Genomic DNA, 19,337 nt, shown 5'->3' with positions numbered 1-19,337 from the left:
CGTTCTGGTGCCTGATTTTTTCCCCAAATATGTGTTGCTAATTGCGCTGCTTGCCGGTTTTTTTTCCTGCCAGAAACCTTCCAAAGCGCCGTCTGCTCCAGAATATTCCGCTGACCCGATCGCATCTGCATCACCACAGATGTTTCCTTGTATTGATTCGTCATTGCTCACCCGGCGTTTTGTCAATCTTTCTACAGATACCCTGTCGCTTCCGGTTGGCGACAGCCTTTCCTTCTTTTTTGATTATCCTCTGTATTGGGAACCGCGGATAGAATGGACAGATCCCATAATAACAGGAGATTCGCTGGTTGATGCCGCTTTCCGTCGCCTGGAGAAGGTGAGTCTGCCCCGGAAAGGCTGGTTGTTTGGCAATGACTGTTATGATGTTTTTCTCGTCGCTGATTCATCTAAAACCGGGGCACTGGATGTCGGGCTGATCACGGTAAGTAAATCGGGTTTGCTGATTGATCGTATTACGCTGATCCGCGAACGGATGGTGGATGAACTGGATGTGTACTTAACGCAGAAATTTTACATTGGCAAAGATTCTTTGATTTCGGTAAAAGCCTTTTCCGTTAGTCAAAAGGCTGAGATCATGGGGCTTGCCGGATTTGATCAATACCGGATTTTACCTGATGGTGTGATTATTCCCTACTTTGACAAAGACGGGTTTCACAGCCCTCCCGATTCAGCCAGGTTGATGAATGTGAAGGCAACGGGTGAAGTAGCCCGTCATACCGCCAACGGACCGTGGGTCATTACAGGGCTTGATTTGTCGATGGTGTATGTGGATCCCGAATATTCTGGTGATCTGTATAGCCTGAGTTATGGAGAGGGAAATTATGATTACGGAAGAAAAGACGGCGTGTGGAAATATTTCAGCGTAAAAAAAGATACCCATTTATATGAAGGCGGTATTTATTATGCAGTTCCCACTACAAAAAAAGGTCAACAACTCCTGAAGGAAGAATATTATGAAAATGGTGTTCTGACCCGCCAGATTGACTATTTTAAAGTAGAAAGCCGGGTGAAAATGAGAATGGATTTTGTGGGTTATGCGCCTCGGTTTATCCGAAATCACGGGCATCCGCTTACAAAATATCCCCAATCTTCAGGGTATGTCAATCAGCAAGGCGGAACTTTTCTCTGGGCGATTCCCAACTCCACTTCTGTGCGCGCAAAAATCAAGTATGGAGAGCCGGTACAAATCCTCGATGATACCCTGAATCTTAACCAAAACTGGCTGTATAGAGACAATGTGCTGGTCAATTGGTTGAAAGTAGAATACAACGATCAGCAGGGGTTTATGCCCGGAACGTATCTTTCTGCCCTTCCCATGCCTGATAGTACTGAATATATGAAGATGACCCTGTCAGAATATGCCGCCAGATATCCGGCTTCTGTGATATTTACCAAAACTACCAGACAAGAATCTTATCTTTTCCGGAATGCAGATATTTTTGATGTATATACCCTCCTGCTGGCGACAAAACCACCGGTTGCCCAATCCAATTGGAACCTTGCACCGCCTGTTTTGGGAAAACTTTTTGAAAGTACACAACAGTCTCCGGAAACTGAATTTGAAATTATGGAAGGATATTCAGCCATTCCTTTCAGCGAGGATGGCAAAGTAAATCAACTGCTGAAAGCCACATGGAATTTAACCGAATCCGGAAAACTAAAAACCATTCAAATGACCCAGACAGGGGCAGATGTGAAGGTTTTGATTAAGCGTTAAATAGTGTTTTCACGATCGAATACCTGGTCTACTACAAAGGTGGCGATGATACCTTCAACCGGGCGTAAATACCTCTGATGTTATGCATCTCCCGGATGCAAAGCTTGACATTACAGAATTGCCTGCCGGAATATATTTTGTAAAAATTCAGGCAGGCAACCAATATGTTCTGAGAAAAATAATCAAAAATTAGATCAGAAGTCTGTATTCGCTTGTTCGAGGTTCAACTCTTTGATCCAGACATTGCGGTAACGCACATCGTGCCCCTCGGCCTGAAGTTTCAGTCCGCCGGGAGTATCCGTAATGCCTTTGCCTCCGTCATTTCCGCCATCAATTCCCGAATTGGGTCCGCCCCAAACCTGATTGATGGTTTGGTTGACATGTACTTTTTGTCCGTTGAAATACAGCGTAACCATCGGTTTCTCTGTTAGTACACCGTTTTCAAACCGAGCCGCCCGAAATTCGATATCATAGGCATTCCATTTTCCTATCCCATTGTAGGCGTAATAGGGGGAAGGGGTTTCGTTGATGACCGCAGCCAGGCCGTGAGAAGTTGTATCGCCATCCAAAATCTGAATTTCATACCGGTTTTGCAGGTATACTCCGCTGTTTCCGCCGGGTGCAGTGATGAGAAACTCAACGTGTGCGCGGAAGTCGCGATAGGTTTTTTGGGTGACAATATCTGCTGCACCATAAAGTCCGCCTGCAGAGGCCGGATCATTGCTGCTCATACAGGTGCCACCGTCCACGGGGTCAGCGACGATTTCCCATTTGATGGGGAGTTCTGCACCTAGCCGCGGCCCGTCCCAATACGTCCAGTTTGCATCGAGCATCTCACGGGTTCCGTCAAACAGAACTTCCGCATCCGCAGGCGCCGCAAGGCCAACACCCGGCTGGCCCGCGGTTTCTGTATTTGTATCAGTTTCTGATTCGGTTTTTGTTTCGGACTGGCAACCAAATAAAACCAGTACAACTGCCAGTATTGGTAAAATCGTGTGGAAAAGGATCTTCGTTTTTTTCATCGGAGGAATAGTTGGTAGTTAGTGTTAATCATATGATAGAGTACCAAATATAGTTTTTCCTCCGACTTTATCACAATTTCACCAAACGCATTTCCACCCGTCGGTTTCTCGCCCGGTTTGCCTCTGTATCATTGCTGACAATAGGCCGGTCAGGGCCATATCCCACGGCGACAATTCTTCCGGAATCGATACCCGTAGCGATGATATATTCTTTGCATGCCGTCACGCGCTGGTAAGAAAGCGAGAGGTTGAACTTTCTTTCTCCTTCCGAAGAGGTATGGCCGGAGAGTTCAATTTCTGCTGTAGGATTGGCTTTCATAAAGGCGACAATTTTTTCCAGCTCGGTTTTGGACTCGGGGCGAAGGGTGGCTTTCCCCTGATCGAAGAGGATGTTGTTGAGATTAATCGATTCCCCTACTTTGAGGTTTTTGTTGTCGTATTTAGCTACCCCTGTTCCTTTTTCGAGGAATATATACACTTCATAGTTATCATCTCCTTCGCCAACATCTACCGTGCCTCTTCCATCGGTATACCCGGGGTATGAGGCGCCCAAAACCTCAAATCCTGTCGGGATATTTTCAAAAGAAAATTTTCCTTCAGCATCTGTTTGGGTGGAGGCATTGCCAGAGGAAAAAACGGTAGCTCCGGCGATGACTGCCTGTGTCTCTTTGTCCAGGACATATCCTCTGACCGTACCCACGCAGGTGTTTTCGAGTTTGCGATTGACGAGCAGTCTCACAAAATCCACGGCAAAGCCGTCTGCGACGCCGTTTACCTCATCAATTTTAATTTTTAAAGGGGCTCCACTCAGCAGTGCCGGATAAAACTCTTCAGGTATCAGAAAAGATACGAGTTTGCCTACCGGCCCGGTTTGTTCTATGGCATTCAATATTTTTTCGCCTTCGACAAATCGTTTTCCATTGAGCGTGAGCTGAAACCTGGAGCAAAAGACGGGTGCCTGAAAGTCGTCAATAAATATTTGTAGCCAGGCATTGTTTATGGAAGCACTTTTGAGAATACCTGTCGGCAATGACCATTCCACAGGGTCTGTAATCTTTGGGTCATGTTTACCCGAATAACCATCTCCGCCACAGTTATAGGCGATACTGGGGTTGAATCTACTGGAAATAAGAATGCGGTCAAATCCGGGAAGGTCGGAGGGGTTGGCGTCCCAGGGGTAATAATGTGATTCAGTCATTCTTCCACAGAAGGGATCAAAATTTTCAGGCCAGCCAAAACCCAGGTTGTCCACATCCCCGATACGGATAATAAAATCAGCTTCGGGGGCATTGGTCAGCGTAGCCTGTTGTTTGGCCCAGTCGGTGTCGGTCGTAACAGTGCGTTGTGCGGTCGTTTTGACAGAGAAAACAACCAGTAGAAAACAAACAAAGAAGAAATTTGCTTTCAGCATATAGGTGATAAATGGTTAAATTAGTTTTCTAGCAATTTTTTGATGTTACGGATATGCCCATACATGACCATAAGGTCTCCTTTTTCAAGTACAGTTTTGGCAGATGCGACCCCTTTCACCCGTTGTGTTTTGCGGCTTACGCCGATCATATTTATCTCCTGATCCAACTTAATGGTTGTCATCACAAGCACGTCGTATTTGTTTCGCAGGTCGATTTCACCAAGGGTTTTGCCGACATATCTTTCCGGAACTTCTACCTCAACGATATTGTAGTCTTCACATAATTCAAACGATTCTACCACGCCTTTGATATTGAGTTTCTTTGCCCAACGGATCGCGGTTTCTTCTTCCGGGTGGATAATTTCGGTGATTCCCATAGATTCCAGAATGGTCTGATGCAGCGGTGAGACGGCCCGGCTGATCAGCCGTTTGGGCTTGTATTGTTTCATCAGGGCGGTTGTCATCAGGTTGGCGCCTTCATTTTCTCCGATACAGACCATGACGACATCTGTGTCCCGGAGGGGAAGGTTTTCCACCGAAAGGGGATCGGTACTGTTGAGACAAATGGTATGGGTGATTTTTTCCTTTAATGACTCGACTTTCCCCATATTGTTGTCCACGCCAATGACCTCATGGCCCATCTGGGTGAGTAATTGAGCGAGTGTAGAACCGAAATTGCCGAGGCCAAGGATTATATATTTCATACAAAGTTGAGATTAGTTGATAAGAATCGTTTCTGAAGGATAACGGTAGTTGGTGTTTTTTACTTTACGTAAAACGGCAATCATAATAGACAGCATACTTACCCTTCCAATAAACATGGTGATAATGATGACAAATTTGCTGGCTGTGCTCAGACTTCCGGTTATCCCCATACTTAAACCGGTAGTACTATAGGCGGAAAAACATTCAAAGGCCAGTGAGATCAGCGTCTTTTCTTTTTCAAACATGACCAGAAAAAATGTCGCCGTTCCAATTACGATCAGTGAAAGGGATATAATCGTAAAAGCTCTTCTGATGGAGGAATCTGCAACTTCCCGGCGAAATACCTCTACGCGATCTTTTCCCCTTGCCATGCTGAAAAAATTGAGCGTACCAATCGCCAGCGTACTGGTTTTGATCCCTCCTCCGGTTGAACCCGGTGATGCGCCTACCCACATCAAAAACAGTACGATCATAAGGGTTGGTGGCTTAAGCGCACCGGTATCTACCGTATTATAGCCCGCAGTACGAGGCGTTGCTGCCCCAAAAAGGGCCGTTACAATTTTCCCAAAACCGCTGTGCTCCGCCAGGGTGTTGTCGTATTCCAGGATATAAAACAAAGCGCCGCCCACCACGAGCAAAAGCAATGTCGTGATCAGTACGATTCGTGTATTGATATTCAGCACCCAGGGTTTATGGATCACTTCGCGCTGTGTACCCAACGGGATCAATCGATTGGAGATCTGATACCGAAAATATTTCATGAAATTAAACAGGATAGGAAAACCGATGCCACCCAATACGAACAGACCCAGCACGACCAGATGGAGGGGATAATTATACCGGTACCCTTCTTCATACAGGCTGTTGGACAACGTCGAAAACCCCGCATTGCAAAAGCTGGATACTGCATGAAAAAGTGAGAAAAACACCTTTTTTGCGATTGAAGGAAACGGCACATTGCCAAGATTTAAAAAAATCAGTGTGGCGCCTGTCAGCTCAATCCCGATTGTGAGCACAATGATTTTGCGCAGGGCTCCGAATACCTCTCCCAGCTTGTCTGTATTGACCATATCTTTGAGAATCAACTGATTTTCATAGCTGGATTCCCCGCTGAAAAAATAGCTGAAATAGCTGGTAAAAGTCATGATGCCAATTCCGCCAAGCTGAATCAGGACCATAATAAATAATTGCCCAAGTCCGGTAAAGTATGTTCCCGTATCTACTACCGCCAATCCGGTAACACATACGGCGCTGGTCGAAGTGAACAGCGCATCTATAAATGATATCCTGCCATGTGTGGCATTGGGCAGCATAAGCAGACCCGATCCCAAAAGGATCAGCAGCAGGAAACCAGCGATAAACAACTGCGCAGGATTGAGGTATCTTCGCTGATAGTAGATGGTGTATTCAGATAATTCGCGGACAAATAGCACCACAACGGAAGAATATACCCAGGGGTGTACATACATATGTTCCCATGCAAACTCGAAGAGTAGCCAGATTGAAATACCTGAAAAGATCAGAATAAGGAAATCTGCAAGACGCACACGGAAGTTGGCCTTTTTCCCCCAGAAAATCCTTCGCACAAGGATATAGGTTTCCATGAAAAAAATAGCCATATAGAACCATTGCAGGAAAAACGCTACCGGAGGACTTGTATTAAACCCCAGGTCATAGATAATAATAAACAGGGTGCCAGTAAGCGAATAAAACGCCGTTCTTTCAATAATTTCGGTTTTTCCTGCCTTCATCCGGCAAAATTACGAACAAAACCAGATTAACGCCACGTCATTGTGCAAATCAATTTCCGCCAACTTATAATACTCACGCTGTTTATTAGCCTCCTCATATTTTCCTGGTTGGTCTTTGTGCCTCGTACGTACGATGTGCTGCCGTTTGAAAAAATGGATGCCAAACACTACTGGCAGCTTGCTACCGGATCGGACATCAGTTATATTCAAATTCCGGGGAATGGGGATAAAAAACCTTTTCCTATACTGTATCTGCATGGTGGTCCCGGAGGTTTCATTGATGAAAGTAAGGTGAAGCGGCTGGCTCCACTTGCTGAAGATGGGTATGATATTTATCTGTATGACCAGGTTGGCGGCGGACAATCTTCCCGACTCAATAATATCGATGAATATACCCCCAACCGCCATAAACGCGATCTGGAGGAGATTGTCAAAAAAATCGGTGCAGAAAGGGTCCTGCTTATCGCGCAGTCCTGGGGGGCTGTACTGGCTGTTTTGTTTATCGCTGATAACCCGGAAAAAGTCGAAAAAGTAGTTTTTACCGGGCCTGGCCCGATTCCTCCGGTAAATGTGGAACTTGCGCGGGAGAAATCTCCCGACAGTCTGGATCTGCGGCAACCCTATTTTTCCAATGCAGAAGGAAATAAAAAGGCCGGTAACCTCAGAGCAAAAGCTATGAGAAAATGGGCTGAACTGACCGGCAATAAACTTGCTTCAGATCTCGAAGCGGATATGTTTATGGCTTTTCTCAACGACGAGTTGAATAAATCTACCGTTTGCGACACTTCCTTTGATATAAGAACCCCTGTGGGAAGTGGTTTTTATTCACATATTATGACGATGAAATCATTTAACCTGGTAGAAGATCCTCGTCCCGTAATCAGCTCTTCACAGATTCCGGTATTGGTTATGAAAGGACAATGCGATAACCAGAAATGGGGATATACCCACGAGTATCTGACGCTTTTTCAAAATCACCGGCTGGCAGTAATACGCAGCGCGGGGCATAGTATTACGACCGAACAGCCTGCAAAATATCTGCAAACCATTCGGGATTTTTTAGCGGAATAACTGCGTCTGAATGAACGTTATTCTAATTCGTCGAGGGTAAGTTCCATACTCGGTGCGAAGGTTTCCATAAAATAGGTTACTTCGGGCATATTCATATCGTGAACACTTTTCAGCAGCACCTTTTCGGCCTGCGCAAATTCGAGGTTTCCCGCTTTCCGCTCTTCTACACATTTGAAGTACGCCGAAATTTTATCTGCGGCTTTTACCAGTTGCCAGTGAAGATCGTCTGATGGTTCGGGGAAAAACAGGGGCGAAAATTCCTCCTTAAATGCTTCGGGCAGGAAAGAAAACAACCGGTTATTGGCAACAGTTTCGATTTCTTTGTAGGCTTCTTTAATCTGGGGGCTAAAATACTTGATGGGCGTAGGCAAATCTCCGGTAATGACTTCACTCGCGTCATGGTACATGGCAAGAATGACTATCCGTTCGGTGTTGACCGTGCCACCGAAGTTTTTGTTTTTAATCACTGCCAGGGCATGGGCGATCATACAAACCTGGAGGCTGTGCTCCTGGATATTTTCTGTATGTACATTGTGCATGAGCCCCCAGCGCTGGATAAACTTCATGCGGGAGAGGTAAGCAAAAAAGTGAGACATATCTGTGTACTAATTATTCGTACTATTTCTAAGTGCTATTTCTAAGTGCTATTTTTATTTTTTAAGCCATTTTCCCCCGCCCTGATTTGAAAAGCCACATTTTTCAAAAAAGGCGCTGATATCTTCACCGGCAGTTACCAGCAGCCCGGGCAAACCGTACATGGACATCAGCAGTTCGATTATTTCCCTGCCATGGCCTTTTTTTCTGGCCTCCGGCACAACAGCCAAATGGGCAATTTCTCCATCCCCATCGGACAGATAGCGCACACCTGCGATACCCAGTATCACCCCGTTGTCTGATCCAATAAAAAGATCCTGATCAGTTAATTCATTATATTGCATCAATATCACAGACGGGGCAGAATCTTCTGTTCCTGCAGCACTATAGCTCAAAATCTCTTCTATAATTGCCGGGTTGTCATATTTAGAGTCAAATGGACGAAGAATCATCAGATTTTTTTTGTAAAACTACACAATGAATCCAGAAGTATGTGGGTAAAAAAAGGCAGTTTTTTTTAAACTTTTTTGAGTAATAATAGTATTACTATTGATTTTGAGAGTAATATTCTACGATTCAATAGATAAACCACCTTAAGATGGATACAACTAACCAACCTTTTTCCCCGTTGCAGCGGTTTTTTCGGCTGATAAAGGTTGAAAAACAGGAAATTCTGATCATTTACCTCTACGCCGTATTCTATGGTCTGGTCAATCTCTCCTTGCCTTTGGGAATTCAGGCAATCATCAACCTGATCAATGGGGGGATGGTTTCAACCTCCTGGATCGTTTTGGTAGCAATTGTGATCCTGGGGATTGCATTGAGCGGATGGCTTCAGGTAATGCAATTATCTGTATCGGAAAAAATTCAGCAGAAAATCTTCACCCGGTCTGCCTTCGAGTTTGCCTATCGTATTCCGCGGTTAAACCTCGCTTCCGTTGACCGAAAGTATGTACCGGAACTGGTCAACCGCTTTTTTGATACACTTTCTGTACAGAAGGGGCTTTCCAAAATTCTGATTGACTTTTCCTCGGCGGCATTACAGGTGATATTCGGACTGATCTTGCTGTCCTTATATCATTCGTTTTTCATCTTTTTTGGCATATTACTTCTGTTTATTGTTTTTCTCATCTTTCGGTTTACCGGCCCTGAAGGACTCAAAACAAGTCTGTATGAGTCAAAATATAAATACGAAGTAGCGCACTGGCTGGAAGAACTGGCTCGTGCGATGCAGACCTTTAAACTGGCTGGTAAAACAGACTTGCCGATGGAGCGTACCGATGAGCTTGTCGGTGGTTATCTGAAGTCGCGCAAGGCGCATTTCCGTGTGCTGATCTTGCAGTACATCAACATGGTGGGCTTTAAGGTCATTGTAGCGGCCGGGCTGTTGATTCTGGGCGGGTTGCTGGTCATCAGGCAGCAAATGAATGTCGGCCAGTTTGTGGCAGCTGAGATCATTATCATCATGGTGGTTGCTTCAGTTGAAAAACTGATCCTGAGTATGGAAACAATCTACGATGTTCTCACGGCTTTGGAAAAACTGGGTGGAGTGACCGATATCCCACTGGAAAGCGACCGTGGTTTTACGGTAACCCAAAATACCTCGTTACGCGGACTTAAAGTCTCCATCGACCATCTGTCTTATCGTTTCCCGGAGGCTCAGGAAGACATTCTTAAAGATATTACGCTTGAAATCAACCCTGGTGAAAGGGTAGTGATAACAGGATTTAGCGGGTCCGGAAAGTCGTTGTTATTAAATATGATAGCCGGATTGTATGAGGATTTCAGGGGTGCTATTTCCTATAATGATATCCCATTGGGCAGTTTGGATATCGGCAATCTTCGCGCGTGTATGGGCGACAGCCTGGACAAGCAAATTATTTTTAAGGGTTCGATTCTGGAGAACATTACGGTAGGGCGGCCTGGCCTGGGTTTTGAAGAGGCGCGCCAAATATGTCAGGTAATAGGACTGACAGACTATCTCAAAACTTTGCCTGACGGACTTTACACACAGTTGTTACCGGAAGGGCGGCAGATTCCCCGAAGCACGGTAGAAAAAATTATTCTTGCCAGGATTTTTGTCGGCAACCCCCGGCTGATTCTTCTGGAAGAAATGCCTGTTCATCTTGAAACCCAGGATCAGGAACGGTTTATGAAATATCTGCTTGACCCTACCCATTCATGGACGGTCATAGCCGCAACCCATGATATCGGAGTAGCCCGAAAATTTGACCGGATCATTGGTTTTGAAGACGGGCGCGTGATTGATGAAGGGACCTTCGAGCAAATCAGCGAGCGGCCCTGGTTTAAGAAAATTTCCGGCGGAAAACTATCTCAATAATTCCTCGAAAAAAATTATGTTGAATATAAGTCATAATACAATCACAGGTAAAGTTGATATCGAAAAGTTTAAATCTTTTTCGATGGTATCTGAAGCCCGTGCTGCCAGAGTACTCGCTCGTCTGATGGTTGGTGCGCTGGTAGTCTTCATTGCGGTCATGTTTCTTCCCTGGACGCAGTTTATTCGCGCAAAAGGCAATGTGACAGCGCTAAAACCAGAGCAAAGGCCGCAGGCGATCAACTCAATCATTGATGGAAGAATTGAAAAATGGTATGTCCAGGAAGGGCAGCGCGTAAATGCAGGCGATACCCTGATTTTTATTTCGGAGATCAAGGATGACTATTTTGACCCGCAGCTACTTTCCCGTTCACAGCAGCAGATCGATGCAAAAAGCTCTGCCGTCGGCGCCTACTCCAATAAGGCCAAAGCGCTTGAAAACCAGATCGAGGCGCTCAATGAAACCCGTATCCTTAAGCTCAGCCAGGCGCAAAACTACCTGCGCCAGTCCCAACTCAAAGTAACTTCCGACAGCATTGCTTATTACGCGGCGATTACCAACTACGACATTGCGCGTATCCAGTTTGAACGGGCACAGACTCTGTACAATGACGGGATCAAACCCCGTACAGATCTCGAAGAAAAAACCATGAAACTTCAGGAGACGCAGGCCAAAATGGTGGGTGCGGAAAACAAATATCTCATTTCCCAAAATGAACTGCTCAACGCCCGGGTAGAACTTAACTCTATCGAAAATCAATATCTGGAAAAACTCGCAAAGGCTGAATCGGACAGATTCTCCACGCTTTCAGATATGTATGACTCCGAAGGACAGGTAACGAAGCTGAGAAACCAGTTTGCCAATTATTCAAGGCGTACGGGGATGTATTATATCACAGCGCCCCAGGATGGGTATATCACACAGGCAGTGCGTACGGGTCTGGGGGAAACCGTGAAATCCGGAGAACAACTCATGACGGTCATGCCTGTGCGTTATGATCTGGCGGTGGAGGTCTATGTTTACCCGATGGATCTTCCCCTGATCGAAAAAGGACAGCAGGTGCGGTTTATTTTTGACGGATGGCCATCAATTGTTTTTTCTGGTTGGCCGAATGTATCTTTTGGAACATTTGGTGGTAAGGTAGTAGCGATCGACAATTTTATCAGTGAAAATGGTAAATACCGACTGCTCGTGGCTCCTGATCCCAATGACGTGGAGTGGCCGACCGGATTACGGGTGGGTTCTGGTGCGCTGGGTTTGGCTCTGCTCAAAGATGTGCCTATCTGGTACGAACTCTGGCGACAGCTCAACGGTTTCCCTCCCGACTACTATAAAGACGAAACCAAAACCGAAAAATCTGCCAAAAAATGATCGTAAGGATTGTTTCGATTGCTAAAAACATGAAAAAAAATCTGTTCTACTTTCTGCTGTTCTTCGCTGGTTTCCTGTCTTCCTTTGCCCAGAGTCCTATGGTATTTACCCGGGACCAGATGGTGCGAAATATCCTGGAATTTCACCCCGTAGCACAACAGGCGCAGCTTATCACGGAAGCAGGCGCAATGAATGTGCGTAAAGCACGTGGCGCGTTCGATCCATACTTATATGGTTATCTGGACGAAAAACAGTTTGACCAGAAACAGTACTACCAGATGCTCAATACCGGGCTGGAAATCCCCACCTGGTTTGGGATAGAGGTAAAAGCCGGATTGGAGCGTACCGGCGGAGTATATCTGAACCCTGAGAATGCCACGCCCGATGCAGGCTTATGGTATGCAGGGGTTTCGGTGCCGATCGGTCAGGGATTGTTTATTGACGAGCGTAGAAAAACACTTCGCCAGGCGCAGATTTATAGTTCGGCAACGGAAGCTGAACGCCAGACGATCCTCAATGATTTGTTGTATGATGCTTCTGTACAGTATTGGGAATGGGTAAATGCCTGGAATCAGGTGATTGTTTTTACTCAGGCAATTGAGCTGGCGCAAATTGGGCTGGATGCGGTAAAGGAAAGTTATTTTCAGGGGGATAAAGCAGCGATTGATACGGTGGAGGCGCTTATCCAATTGCAAACCCTGGAAGTCAGTCTCAATGAAGCCCAGATCAATTACTTCAACCATACACAAGGGCTTTCGGGTTATCTTTGGGGAAAAAACAATGTCCCTCTCGACATTACAGATGAGCTGGTTCCTCCTTTATTTACCGATGTGCCGATGATCTCTCCGTTGAATGCGGATTCTGTCGCAATGTTTATCTCGCAAATACCCGAACAACATCCCGATGTCCGTATTTACGACTATAAACTGGCTGCCCTCGAAGTCGAAAAACGTTGGAAAAAAGAACAGCTAAAACCTGCGCTTGATTTGAAATATCAGTTTCTGACAGAATCTACCGGCGCTGATGTCATCAATCAGTTCTCTACCCAAAATTACAAATGGGGGGTAAGCCTGAGTTTTCCGGTGTTTCTCCGGAAAGCCAGAGCAGATCTGCAACTGGTCAATATCTACATGCAGGAAACCATGCTGAGCCAGTCTGAGAAAACCCTTTTGCTGAAAAATAAAGCAGAAAGTTATGCCAATCAGATCGCAAACCTTCGCATACAGATCGAACAGTTTTCCAGAACCCTCGTCAACTACGAGCGGATGCTCGAGGCCGAAAGGCAAAAGTTTAATATTGGGGAAAGTAATCTCTTTCTGGTCAACTCCCGGCAAAACAAACTGATCGATGCAAGGCTCAAATGGCTGGATCTCAATGCCAAATACCAGAAGTCCAGTGTTTCTCTGTTGTGGGCACTGGGGATGATGCCTTTGTAGAAATCCGCCTGAAAGCTACCTTTGGGAAAAACTATGCCCCAAATACCTGAAAATCCCTCCCTCGCAAACCTTCAGACTTATCAGCATGAGATCTGCCAGGAACGCGGCTGGGACAAAACTTCTGATGCTGAGACTTTTTTATTGTTTATGGAAGAAGTTGGCGAACTTGCCAAAGCCATTCGCAAGAAGAAAAAGCTCTATGAAGAAAAAGCTAAAGCGCATATAAGCGCAGACCTGGAAGGAGAATTTGCCGATGTACTGAGTTATCTGCTCGAACTCGCCAACCGCTTTGAAGTTGACCTCGAAAAAGCATACCGCGATAAAGAAGCGGAGAACAGTGGCCGGGTCTGGGAATCGTGATTATAGTTGTGCCGGAAGGTTCTCGGGAAACTTCATCATATCCAGATTCCATGCATTTCCCAGAAAAAACCAGGTGTAGAGAACGATAATGGCAATGGAAACCACATTCAGCCATACCCCTGCACGAATCATGTCTTTCATTTCCAACTGCCCGGATCCAAAGACAATCACGTTGGGGGCAGTTGCAAAGGGCAGCATAAAGGCGCAGGAAGAGGCCATGCAGGTCGCCGCCATGAGCGGGAAAGGGTGAACGTCGATAGCCGGAGCGAGCGCGGCAATTACCGGCATCATCAGGGTACATACGGCCATATTTTGTGCGATTTCGGTGAGGAAATTGACAAGGGTAACGAGGATCAGCAGTACAAGGAAAAAGGAAATTCCCTGCATACCGGCGAGGCGTTCTGCCATCCACCCGGCGAGGCCGGTACTCTCAAAGCTGTTCGCTACGGCAAAAGCGCCGCCAAATAACAGTAATATTCCCCACGGCAATCGTAGCGCCGCCGGCCAGTCCATCACCATTTTTCCCGGTTCTGAAGATGGAATCATAAACAAAACTATCGCGCCGCTTAGTGCGATCATACTGTCATGAATGCCCGGAATCAAGGGCTTTAATACATATTCGCTGCTCATCCATCCCAAAGCTACCAAACCAAAGACAATCAACACTACCGTTTCCTCCCGCCGCATTGGCCCAAGAAGCTTCAGTTCGTGTCTGATCTCTTCTCTCCATAGTTCTCCGGGTATTTTGGTCAGAGGGAACGACACATTCACCAGCAACCACCACGAAGCGCCAAGCAACAAAACTGAGACCGGCAACCCAAATACAATCCACTGTGAAAAAGTGATATCCATTTTATAGACTTCCAGGACATAACCGGTAAAAATCAGGTTGGTGGGCGTTCCTACCAATGTCGCCAGTCCGCCAATAGAAGCCGAATAAGCAATACCCAGCATCAGCACTTTGCCTAGTCTCTTAAGGTGTTCGCTGGCCTCATCTGCACCCTTAAATTGCGCCATCTGGCCGACAATCGCCAATGCAATCGGCACCATCATCAATGTTGTCGCTGTATTGGAAATCCACATAGAGATCAAACCCGTAGCAAGCATAAAACCCAGAACGATTCGGCGGGCATTGCTGCCGACCCGTGCGATGATATTGAGGGCGATTCTCCGGTGGAGGTTCCATTTTTCCATGGCAAGCGCAAGCATAAACCCGCCAATAAATAAAAACATGATCGGATTGATATAGGCCTGCGCGACAGGTTTGATCGGGGCGGCCCCAAGCAATGGAAAAAGCACAATGGGAAGCAAAGAGGTAACCGGAATAGGAACGGCTTCGGTAATCCACCACGTCGCAATCCAGCACGTAGCGGCAAGTACAATCCGCCCTTTTTCAGGAAGACCTTCGGGATGCACAACCACAATGACGGTCAAAAACAGCAGTGGACCCAGCCATCGCCCGGTAAATTCTCTTGAACGCGCGCCTTTTCCTTTTTGCATGGGTATGAATATAGGAGTAATTTTGGAAAAGCGTATCTTGCAACCCTCTGCAAAGTATTTTGTGGAATTGAACAGCGACGTTTTTAATCTGATGGAAAATATTCGAGAGGCCCTTTCACATAAAGTTTTTGGTATTCTACAAGAATGTAGCGCGGATTTAGGGGTGAAATCCTATGTAGTTGGCGGTTATGTGAGAGATTTTCTTTTAAGAAGACCCTGTAAGGATATCGATATTGTAGTGGCGGGAAAAGGCATTGATCTGGCCAGGCATTTTGCCTCCAAAGCTAAAATACGCGATGTGGTGGTGTATGAAAATTTTGGGACGGCTATGGTTCGCTATGAGGATTTGGAGGTGGAATTTGTCGGCGCCAGAAAGGAGAGTTATAAGCGAAACTCCCGCAAACCCATCGTTGAAGAAGGTAGCCTTTACGATGACCAGTTACGGCGCGATTTTACCATCAATGCCCTCTCTATTTCGCTGAATAAAGAGGATTTTGGAGAAATTATTGACCCATTCGAAGGAATTAAAGACCTACACCAAAAAACGATTCGCACCCCCCGCACTCCCGGAATCACCTTTTCCGATGATCCGTTGCGAATGATGCGCGCCATTCGTTTTTCTTCTCAACTGGATTTTGAAATTGAGGCAGAGACATTTGCTGCGATTCGCGAAAACAGAAAAAGAATTTCCATCATTTCCCGCGAAAGGATTACTGACGAGCTCAATAAAATCATTCTTTCGAAAGTGCCTTCCAAAGGATTTTTGCTGCTGGATGAGTCAGGGCTGCTGGAAATTATTTTCCCCGAACTGTCTGCCATGAAAGGTGTGGACTATGTGGATGGAAAAGGGCATAAGGACAATTTTTACCATACCCTCAAAGTATTGGATAATGTAGCCGAAATCAGCGACAATTTATGGTTGCGGTGGGTGGCCATTCTTCACGATATCGCCAAACCTCTCACCAAACGCTATGAGCCAGGCAATGGATGGACATTTCACGGGCATGAAGATAAAGGCGCGCGAATGGTGCCCAAAATCTTCCAGCAGATGAAACTTCCGCTCAACGATTCGATGAAATATGTGCAAAAGCTCGTGAAACTCCACCAGCGTCCGATTGCACTTGTATCGGAAGAAGTCAGTGACAGCGCCATTCGGCGGATTGTCGTGGATGCGGAAGATGATCTCAACGACCTGCTCGATTTTTGCCGGTCGGATATTACTTCGCGAAACCAAAATAAGGTGGCCCGGTTTCTCCGCAACTATGCAGCACTCGAAAAAAGGATTCATGAAGTAGAAGAGCGCGACAACCTCCGCAACTGGCAGCCTCCGGTTACCGGCGATATGATTATGGAAACATTTTCAATTCCTCCGGGAAAAATCATTGGCCAGATTAAAAATGATATCCGCGAGGCCATATTGGAGGGTATTATCCCCAATGAACGCGAAGCCGCCCTTGACTATATGAATAAGATCGCACCAAAGTATTTGGAAAAATAAGTAACTTTAGACATGCGAACACAGCTTCTGATTCTATTTTTGGTTCTATCCATTTTTCTTTTGCCCATGTATGCCATGGCGCAAAATGGATTTGGCCTTCGTTTTGCCAGCAACATCAATTATTTTCCCCGTTCTCAGGACTATCAGCTGGTTTCCCATGCCTATACAACGGGGCTTTTTGGGATTTTTTACAGCAGTTATCAACCACGCAACGGCGTAGAAATCGGGTTTAATGTCATGCATAAGGGCGGAGGGTTTAATCTGCCCGTCGTCATGCGGGATTTTACTACTTCCGGCAATACGGTGGGTGTTACCGCTGTGGAAATGGATCTGAAGGTGGGACCGCGATTTGGTGCCTTAAACCCTAAAATCGGGTATGTTTTGGGATATCGGCTGCAATCCTCCGGTTTTCAGGTTGCCGGAGCAGAAGACCATGTCAATCGCTGGTATCTGATGTTGCCCTTTGGTATGTCGGTCAATCTCCCCACCAATTACGGTTCTGTGGGATTTGGCAGTTACTATAATGTAGGAATTTTAAATGTGCTCACCGATCCCACGCCTGGTGGAGGAGCCATTTATGATGGCGGGCGGTTGCGTTATGTAAATCTGGAAATTACCGTAACCTACGATATGCGGTGAGGTTCGGAAGCATAGTGAACCTTCCGCAAAATCTCCATCAGTTGTTCCAGATAGTGCTGATCCACCTCAGAAAAATCATCATACACATCGCTGTCCACATCCAGTATCAGGGCTGTTTTTCCGTCAACCACCAATGGGACGACAATCTCAGACTTTGAGGCACTACTGCACGCGATATGTCCCGGGAATTTTTCCACATCCGGCACAATCAGTGTTTTCTTTTGCGAGGCAGAAGCACCGCACACACCTCTGTCCAGAGCGATTCGGGTACAGGCCAGCGGTCCCTGAAATGGCCCCAGGACCAGCTCGCCTTCCATCATGCGGTAAAAACCCACCCAGAAAAAGTTGTGGGCCTCTTTCAGAATTGCAGCAATATTGGCGAGGTTGGCGACAAAATCCGTTTCCCCCGAAATGACGGCATCGATTTGGGGAAGGATTTCCCGGTAGCGATCTTCGCGGTTTACCCCCTGGGTAAGTATCAGTTCTTCAGCCATTTTCTTGTGATTGAGCCGATAATTTGCGGTATTTTCTAAATTCTTCCATTCCCTCCTGGGTACAAAGCCCGCGGACATAAGGCCAGAGTACATTGGCCAAAAGTCGCTGACTTCCGCCATGGCGGGAGTCGTAAGGATCTTTTTCAAACATAGAACGGAGGAGAAGCGTGAGGGTTTCCGCGCAAAGCTCGATATCAATCGCCTTTGAAAATATCCCTTCGGAAACACCCTGAACCATCAGCGATCGGGTCTGATTGATCCCAAATGCCTCATCGCTGTCCCAGATTTTGGGAAAGTAGCTGGCAATATCATTGAAAAAGTTGGGGTTGATCCGACTGATCGATTCCATCAGCATATTGTAGAACCTGACCAACATGTCAGCGACATTTTCTGAGTCAGCGCGGAGTGCTTCAAATTCTTTGTTGGAGTGTTGTTTATAAAGATCAAAGCAAGTTTCTACCAGCCCGGTTTTGTCACCAAAAATGACGTACAGGGTTTTGCTGGAGATATTAAGCTTAGCCGTAATCTGCCCGACGGTAACGCTTTTTACCCCATACTTCATGAAAAGTTTGAGCGATTCTTTGACGTAAAACTCCTTTTTATCCATACCTCCCAAATATAACAATCGCATTGAAATATAAAGTCTTTCGCAATGCACATTTTAAGGAAATGCTACATTTTATAGCATTTCACCTATTTCCCCTTTTTGTCCGAGTTTTCGGTACACGCTAAACATAGCACGGGCTTCAGCTACGAGTTTTTTTTCATCTTCCTGCCAGGCTTCCATCCGGGTAGAGATGATGCGGTCGCCGCTGCGTATGAGGTAGCCGATGGCGATTAGTGGTTCGGGGGTTGTGCCGCGCAGATAATCCACGCGCATATCGATGGTGGCAAGTTTATCTTCTGCGGAGGTGACAGTTGTCATGGCAGCGGCTCCCCCTACGGAGTCCATGGCAGTAGCGATAATGCCGCCGTGCCAGCGTTTAAAGCGGAAATCCCCGAGCACTTCTTCGCGGTAGGGGATCATGATTTTGCAATAACCTTCGCGGATTTCAAGGACTTTCACCCCGAGAAAACGATGGACAGGAATGGCCTGCTCGATAAATTGTTTGGCGATTTCTTCAGTTACCAGCATATATGTGTTTTAATGGAAATTCAAGGTTAATCAGAATCCCATCAAAAGTAAGGAAAATATAAGCCTTTTAAAATTTTCCGGGAAGGATTTGCGGCAGAAATTCTCAGTCCCATCTGTCAATAACCACAAATACCCACAAAAATCAGCAAAAAACCATTCGTGCAAATTCGCGTCATTCGTGGCTGACATCATCAGACGCAATCTTTAGATAACCACGAATGCCACGAATGCCCACGAAAATCAGCGCAAAAACCATTCGTGCAAATTCGCGTC

Annotated in this window: 18 protein-coding genes; 8 read left to right on the top strand and 10 right to left on the bottom strand. The window is 46.1% G+C overall.

What is annotated here, in order from left to right; translation table 11 throughout:
* The first annotated feature begins 7 nt into the window (after positions 1-7).
* Complete coding sequence (locus R3D00_18730; protein MEZ4775227.1) at positions 8-1,738, top strand: hypothetical protein; 1,731 nt, start codon at positions 8-10, stop codon at positions 1,736-1,738.
* Positions 1,739-1,932: 194 nt separating this feature from the next.
* Here the strand turns inward: R3D00_18730 and R3D00_18725 are convergent, their stop codons facing one another.
* The 4 genes from R3D00_18725 to R3D00_18710 form a co-directional block, all read right to left on the bottom strand.
* Positions 1,933-2,760: a DUF1080 domain-containing protein gene (locus R3D00_18725; GenBank protein ID MEZ4775226.1), complete on the bottom strand. Its 828-nt coding sequence runs from the start codon at positions 2,758-2,760 to the stop codon at positions 1,933-1,935.
* 70 nt (positions 2,761-2,830) lie between these two features.
* A complete protein-coding gene (locus tag R3D00_18720; protein ID MEZ4775225.1) occupies positions 2,831-4,171 on the bottom strand; it encodes an OmpA family protein in 1,341 nt (446 codons plus the stop codon).
* A 20-nt stretch (positions 4,172-4,191) separates the two neighbouring features.
* Positions 4,192-4,875 (bottom strand): TrkA family potassium uptake protein, encoded by a 684-nt coding sequence (locus R3D00_18715; GenBank protein MEZ4775224.1) that lies wholly within the window; start codon positions 4,873-4,875, stop codon positions 4,192-4,194.
* 12 nt (positions 4,876-4,887) lie between these two features.
* On the bottom strand, positions 4,888-6,627 hold the full coding sequence (locus R3D00_18710; GenBank protein MEZ4775223.1) for a potassium transporter TrkG: 1,740 nt from the start codon (positions 6,625-6,627) through the stop codon (positions 4,888-4,890).
* A gap of 117 nt (positions 6,628-6,744) precedes the next feature.
* Here R3D00_18710 and R3D00_18705 point away from each other — a divergent pair, with 117 nt between their 5' ends.
* Positions 6,745-7,698 carry an alpha/beta hydrolase gene (locus tag R3D00_18705; GenBank protein MEZ4775222.1) on the top strand — a complete coding sequence of 318 codons (954 nt, stop codon included), beginning with the start codon at positions 6,745-6,747 and terminating at the stop codon, positions 7,696-7,698.
* Between the two features lie 17 nt (positions 7,699-7,715).
* Here R3D00_18705 and yfbR read toward each other — a convergent pair whose 3' ends face one another.
* Both yfbR and R3D00_18695 read right to left on the bottom strand, forming a co-directional pair.
* A complete protein-coding gene (gene yfbR / locus R3D00_18700; protein MEZ4775221.1) occupies positions 7,716-8,294 on the bottom strand; it encodes a 5'-deoxynucleotidase in 579 nt (192 codons plus the stop codon).
* 54 nt (positions 8,295-8,348) lie between these two features.
* Positions 8,349-8,744: a GNAT family N-acetyltransferase gene (locus R3D00_18695; GenBank protein ID MEZ4775220.1), complete on the bottom strand. Its 396-nt coding sequence runs from the start codon at positions 8,742-8,744 to the stop codon at positions 8,349-8,351.
* Between the two features lie 146 nt (positions 8,745-8,890).
* On the opposite strand from R3D00_18695, the gene R3D00_18690 reads away from it, so the two are divergent.
* The 4 genes from R3D00_18690 to R3D00_18675 are packed head-to-tail and all read left to right on the top strand — an operon-like array spanning position 8,891 to position 13,798.
* Positions 8,891-10,633, top strand: a complete 1,743-nt coding sequence (locus R3D00_18690) for an ATP-binding cassette domain-containing protein (GenBank protein MEZ4775219.1) — start codon at positions 8,891-8,893, stop codon at positions 10,631-10,633.
* Positions 10,634-10,649: 16 nt separating this feature from the next.
* On the top strand, positions 10,650-12,002 hold the full coding sequence (locus R3D00_18685) for an HlyD family efflux transporter periplasmic adaptor subunit (protein MEZ4775218.1): 1,353 nt from the start codon (positions 10,650-10,652) through the stop codon (positions 12,000-12,002).
* A gap of 29 nt (positions 12,003-12,031) precedes the next feature.
* Positions 12,032-13,438, top strand: a complete 1,407-nt coding sequence (locus R3D00_18680; GenBank protein MEZ4775217.1) for a TolC family protein — start codon at positions 12,032-12,034, stop codon at positions 13,436-13,438.
* 33 nt (positions 13,439-13,471) lie between these two features.
* Positions 13,472-13,798, top strand: a complete 327-nt coding sequence (locus R3D00_18675) for a MazG nucleotide pyrophosphohydrolase domain-containing protein (protein MEZ4775216.1) — start codon at positions 13,472-13,474, stop codon at positions 13,796-13,798.
* On the opposite strand, the gene R3D00_18670 is transcribed toward R3D00_18675, so the two are convergent.
* Positions 13,799-15,298 (bottom strand): DASS family sodium-coupled anion symporter, encoded by a 1,500-nt coding sequence (locus tag R3D00_18670; protein ID MEZ4775215.1) that lies wholly within the window; start codon positions 15,296-15,298, stop codon positions 13,799-13,801.
* Positions 15,299-15,389: 91 nt separating this feature from the next.
* Here R3D00_18670 and R3D00_18665 point away from each other — a divergent pair, with 91 nt between their 5' ends.
* Positions 15,390-16,796, top strand: a complete 1,407-nt coding sequence (locus R3D00_18665; protein MEZ4775214.1) for an HD domain-containing protein — start codon at positions 15,390-15,392, stop codon at positions 16,794-16,796.
* A gap of 12 nt (positions 16,797-16,808) precedes the next feature.
* Positions 16,809-17,435 carry a hypothetical protein gene (locus R3D00_18660; protein ID MEZ4775213.1) on the top strand — a complete coding sequence of 209 codons (627 nt, stop codon included), beginning with the start codon at positions 16,809-16,811 and terminating at the stop codon, positions 17,433-17,435.
* Here R3D00_18660 and R3D00_18655 read toward each other — a convergent pair.
* The 3 genes from R3D00_18655 to R3D00_18645 all read right to left on the bottom strand — a co-directional run bounded on the left by R3D00_18655 (position 17,420) and on the right by R3D00_18645 (position 19,064).
* Positions 17,420-17,929 carry a GAF domain-containing protein gene (locus R3D00_18655; protein MEZ4775212.1) on the bottom strand — a complete coding sequence of 170 codons (510 nt, stop codon included), beginning with the start codon at positions 17,927-17,929 and terminating at the stop codon, positions 17,420-17,422. The two genes, R3D00_18660 and R3D00_18655, sit on opposite strands and share 16 nt — an antisense overlap.
* Entirely contained in the window at positions 17,922-18,536 is a 615-nt protein-coding gene (locus R3D00_18650) for a TetR/AcrR family transcriptional regulator (GenBank protein ID MEZ4775211.1), read from the bottom strand. The genes R3D00_18655 and R3D00_18650 overlap by 8 nt, the downstream gene beginning before the upstream one ends.
* Before the next feature lie 72 nt (positions 18,537-18,608).
* Complete coding sequence (locus R3D00_18645) at positions 18,609-19,064, bottom strand: PaaI family thioesterase (protein ID MEZ4775210.1); 456 nt, start codon at positions 19,062-19,064, stop codon at positions 18,609-18,611.
* Positions 19,065-19,337 lie beyond the last annotated feature (273 nt).

It is taken from the genome of Bacteroidia bacterium (assembly GCA_041391665.1).
Lineage (GTDB): Bacteria > Bacteroidota > Bacteroidia > J057 > J057 > JAGQVA01.
Note: the sequence above shows the minus strand (reverse complement) of the source record. Positions and strands in the feature narration are given on the sequence as shown.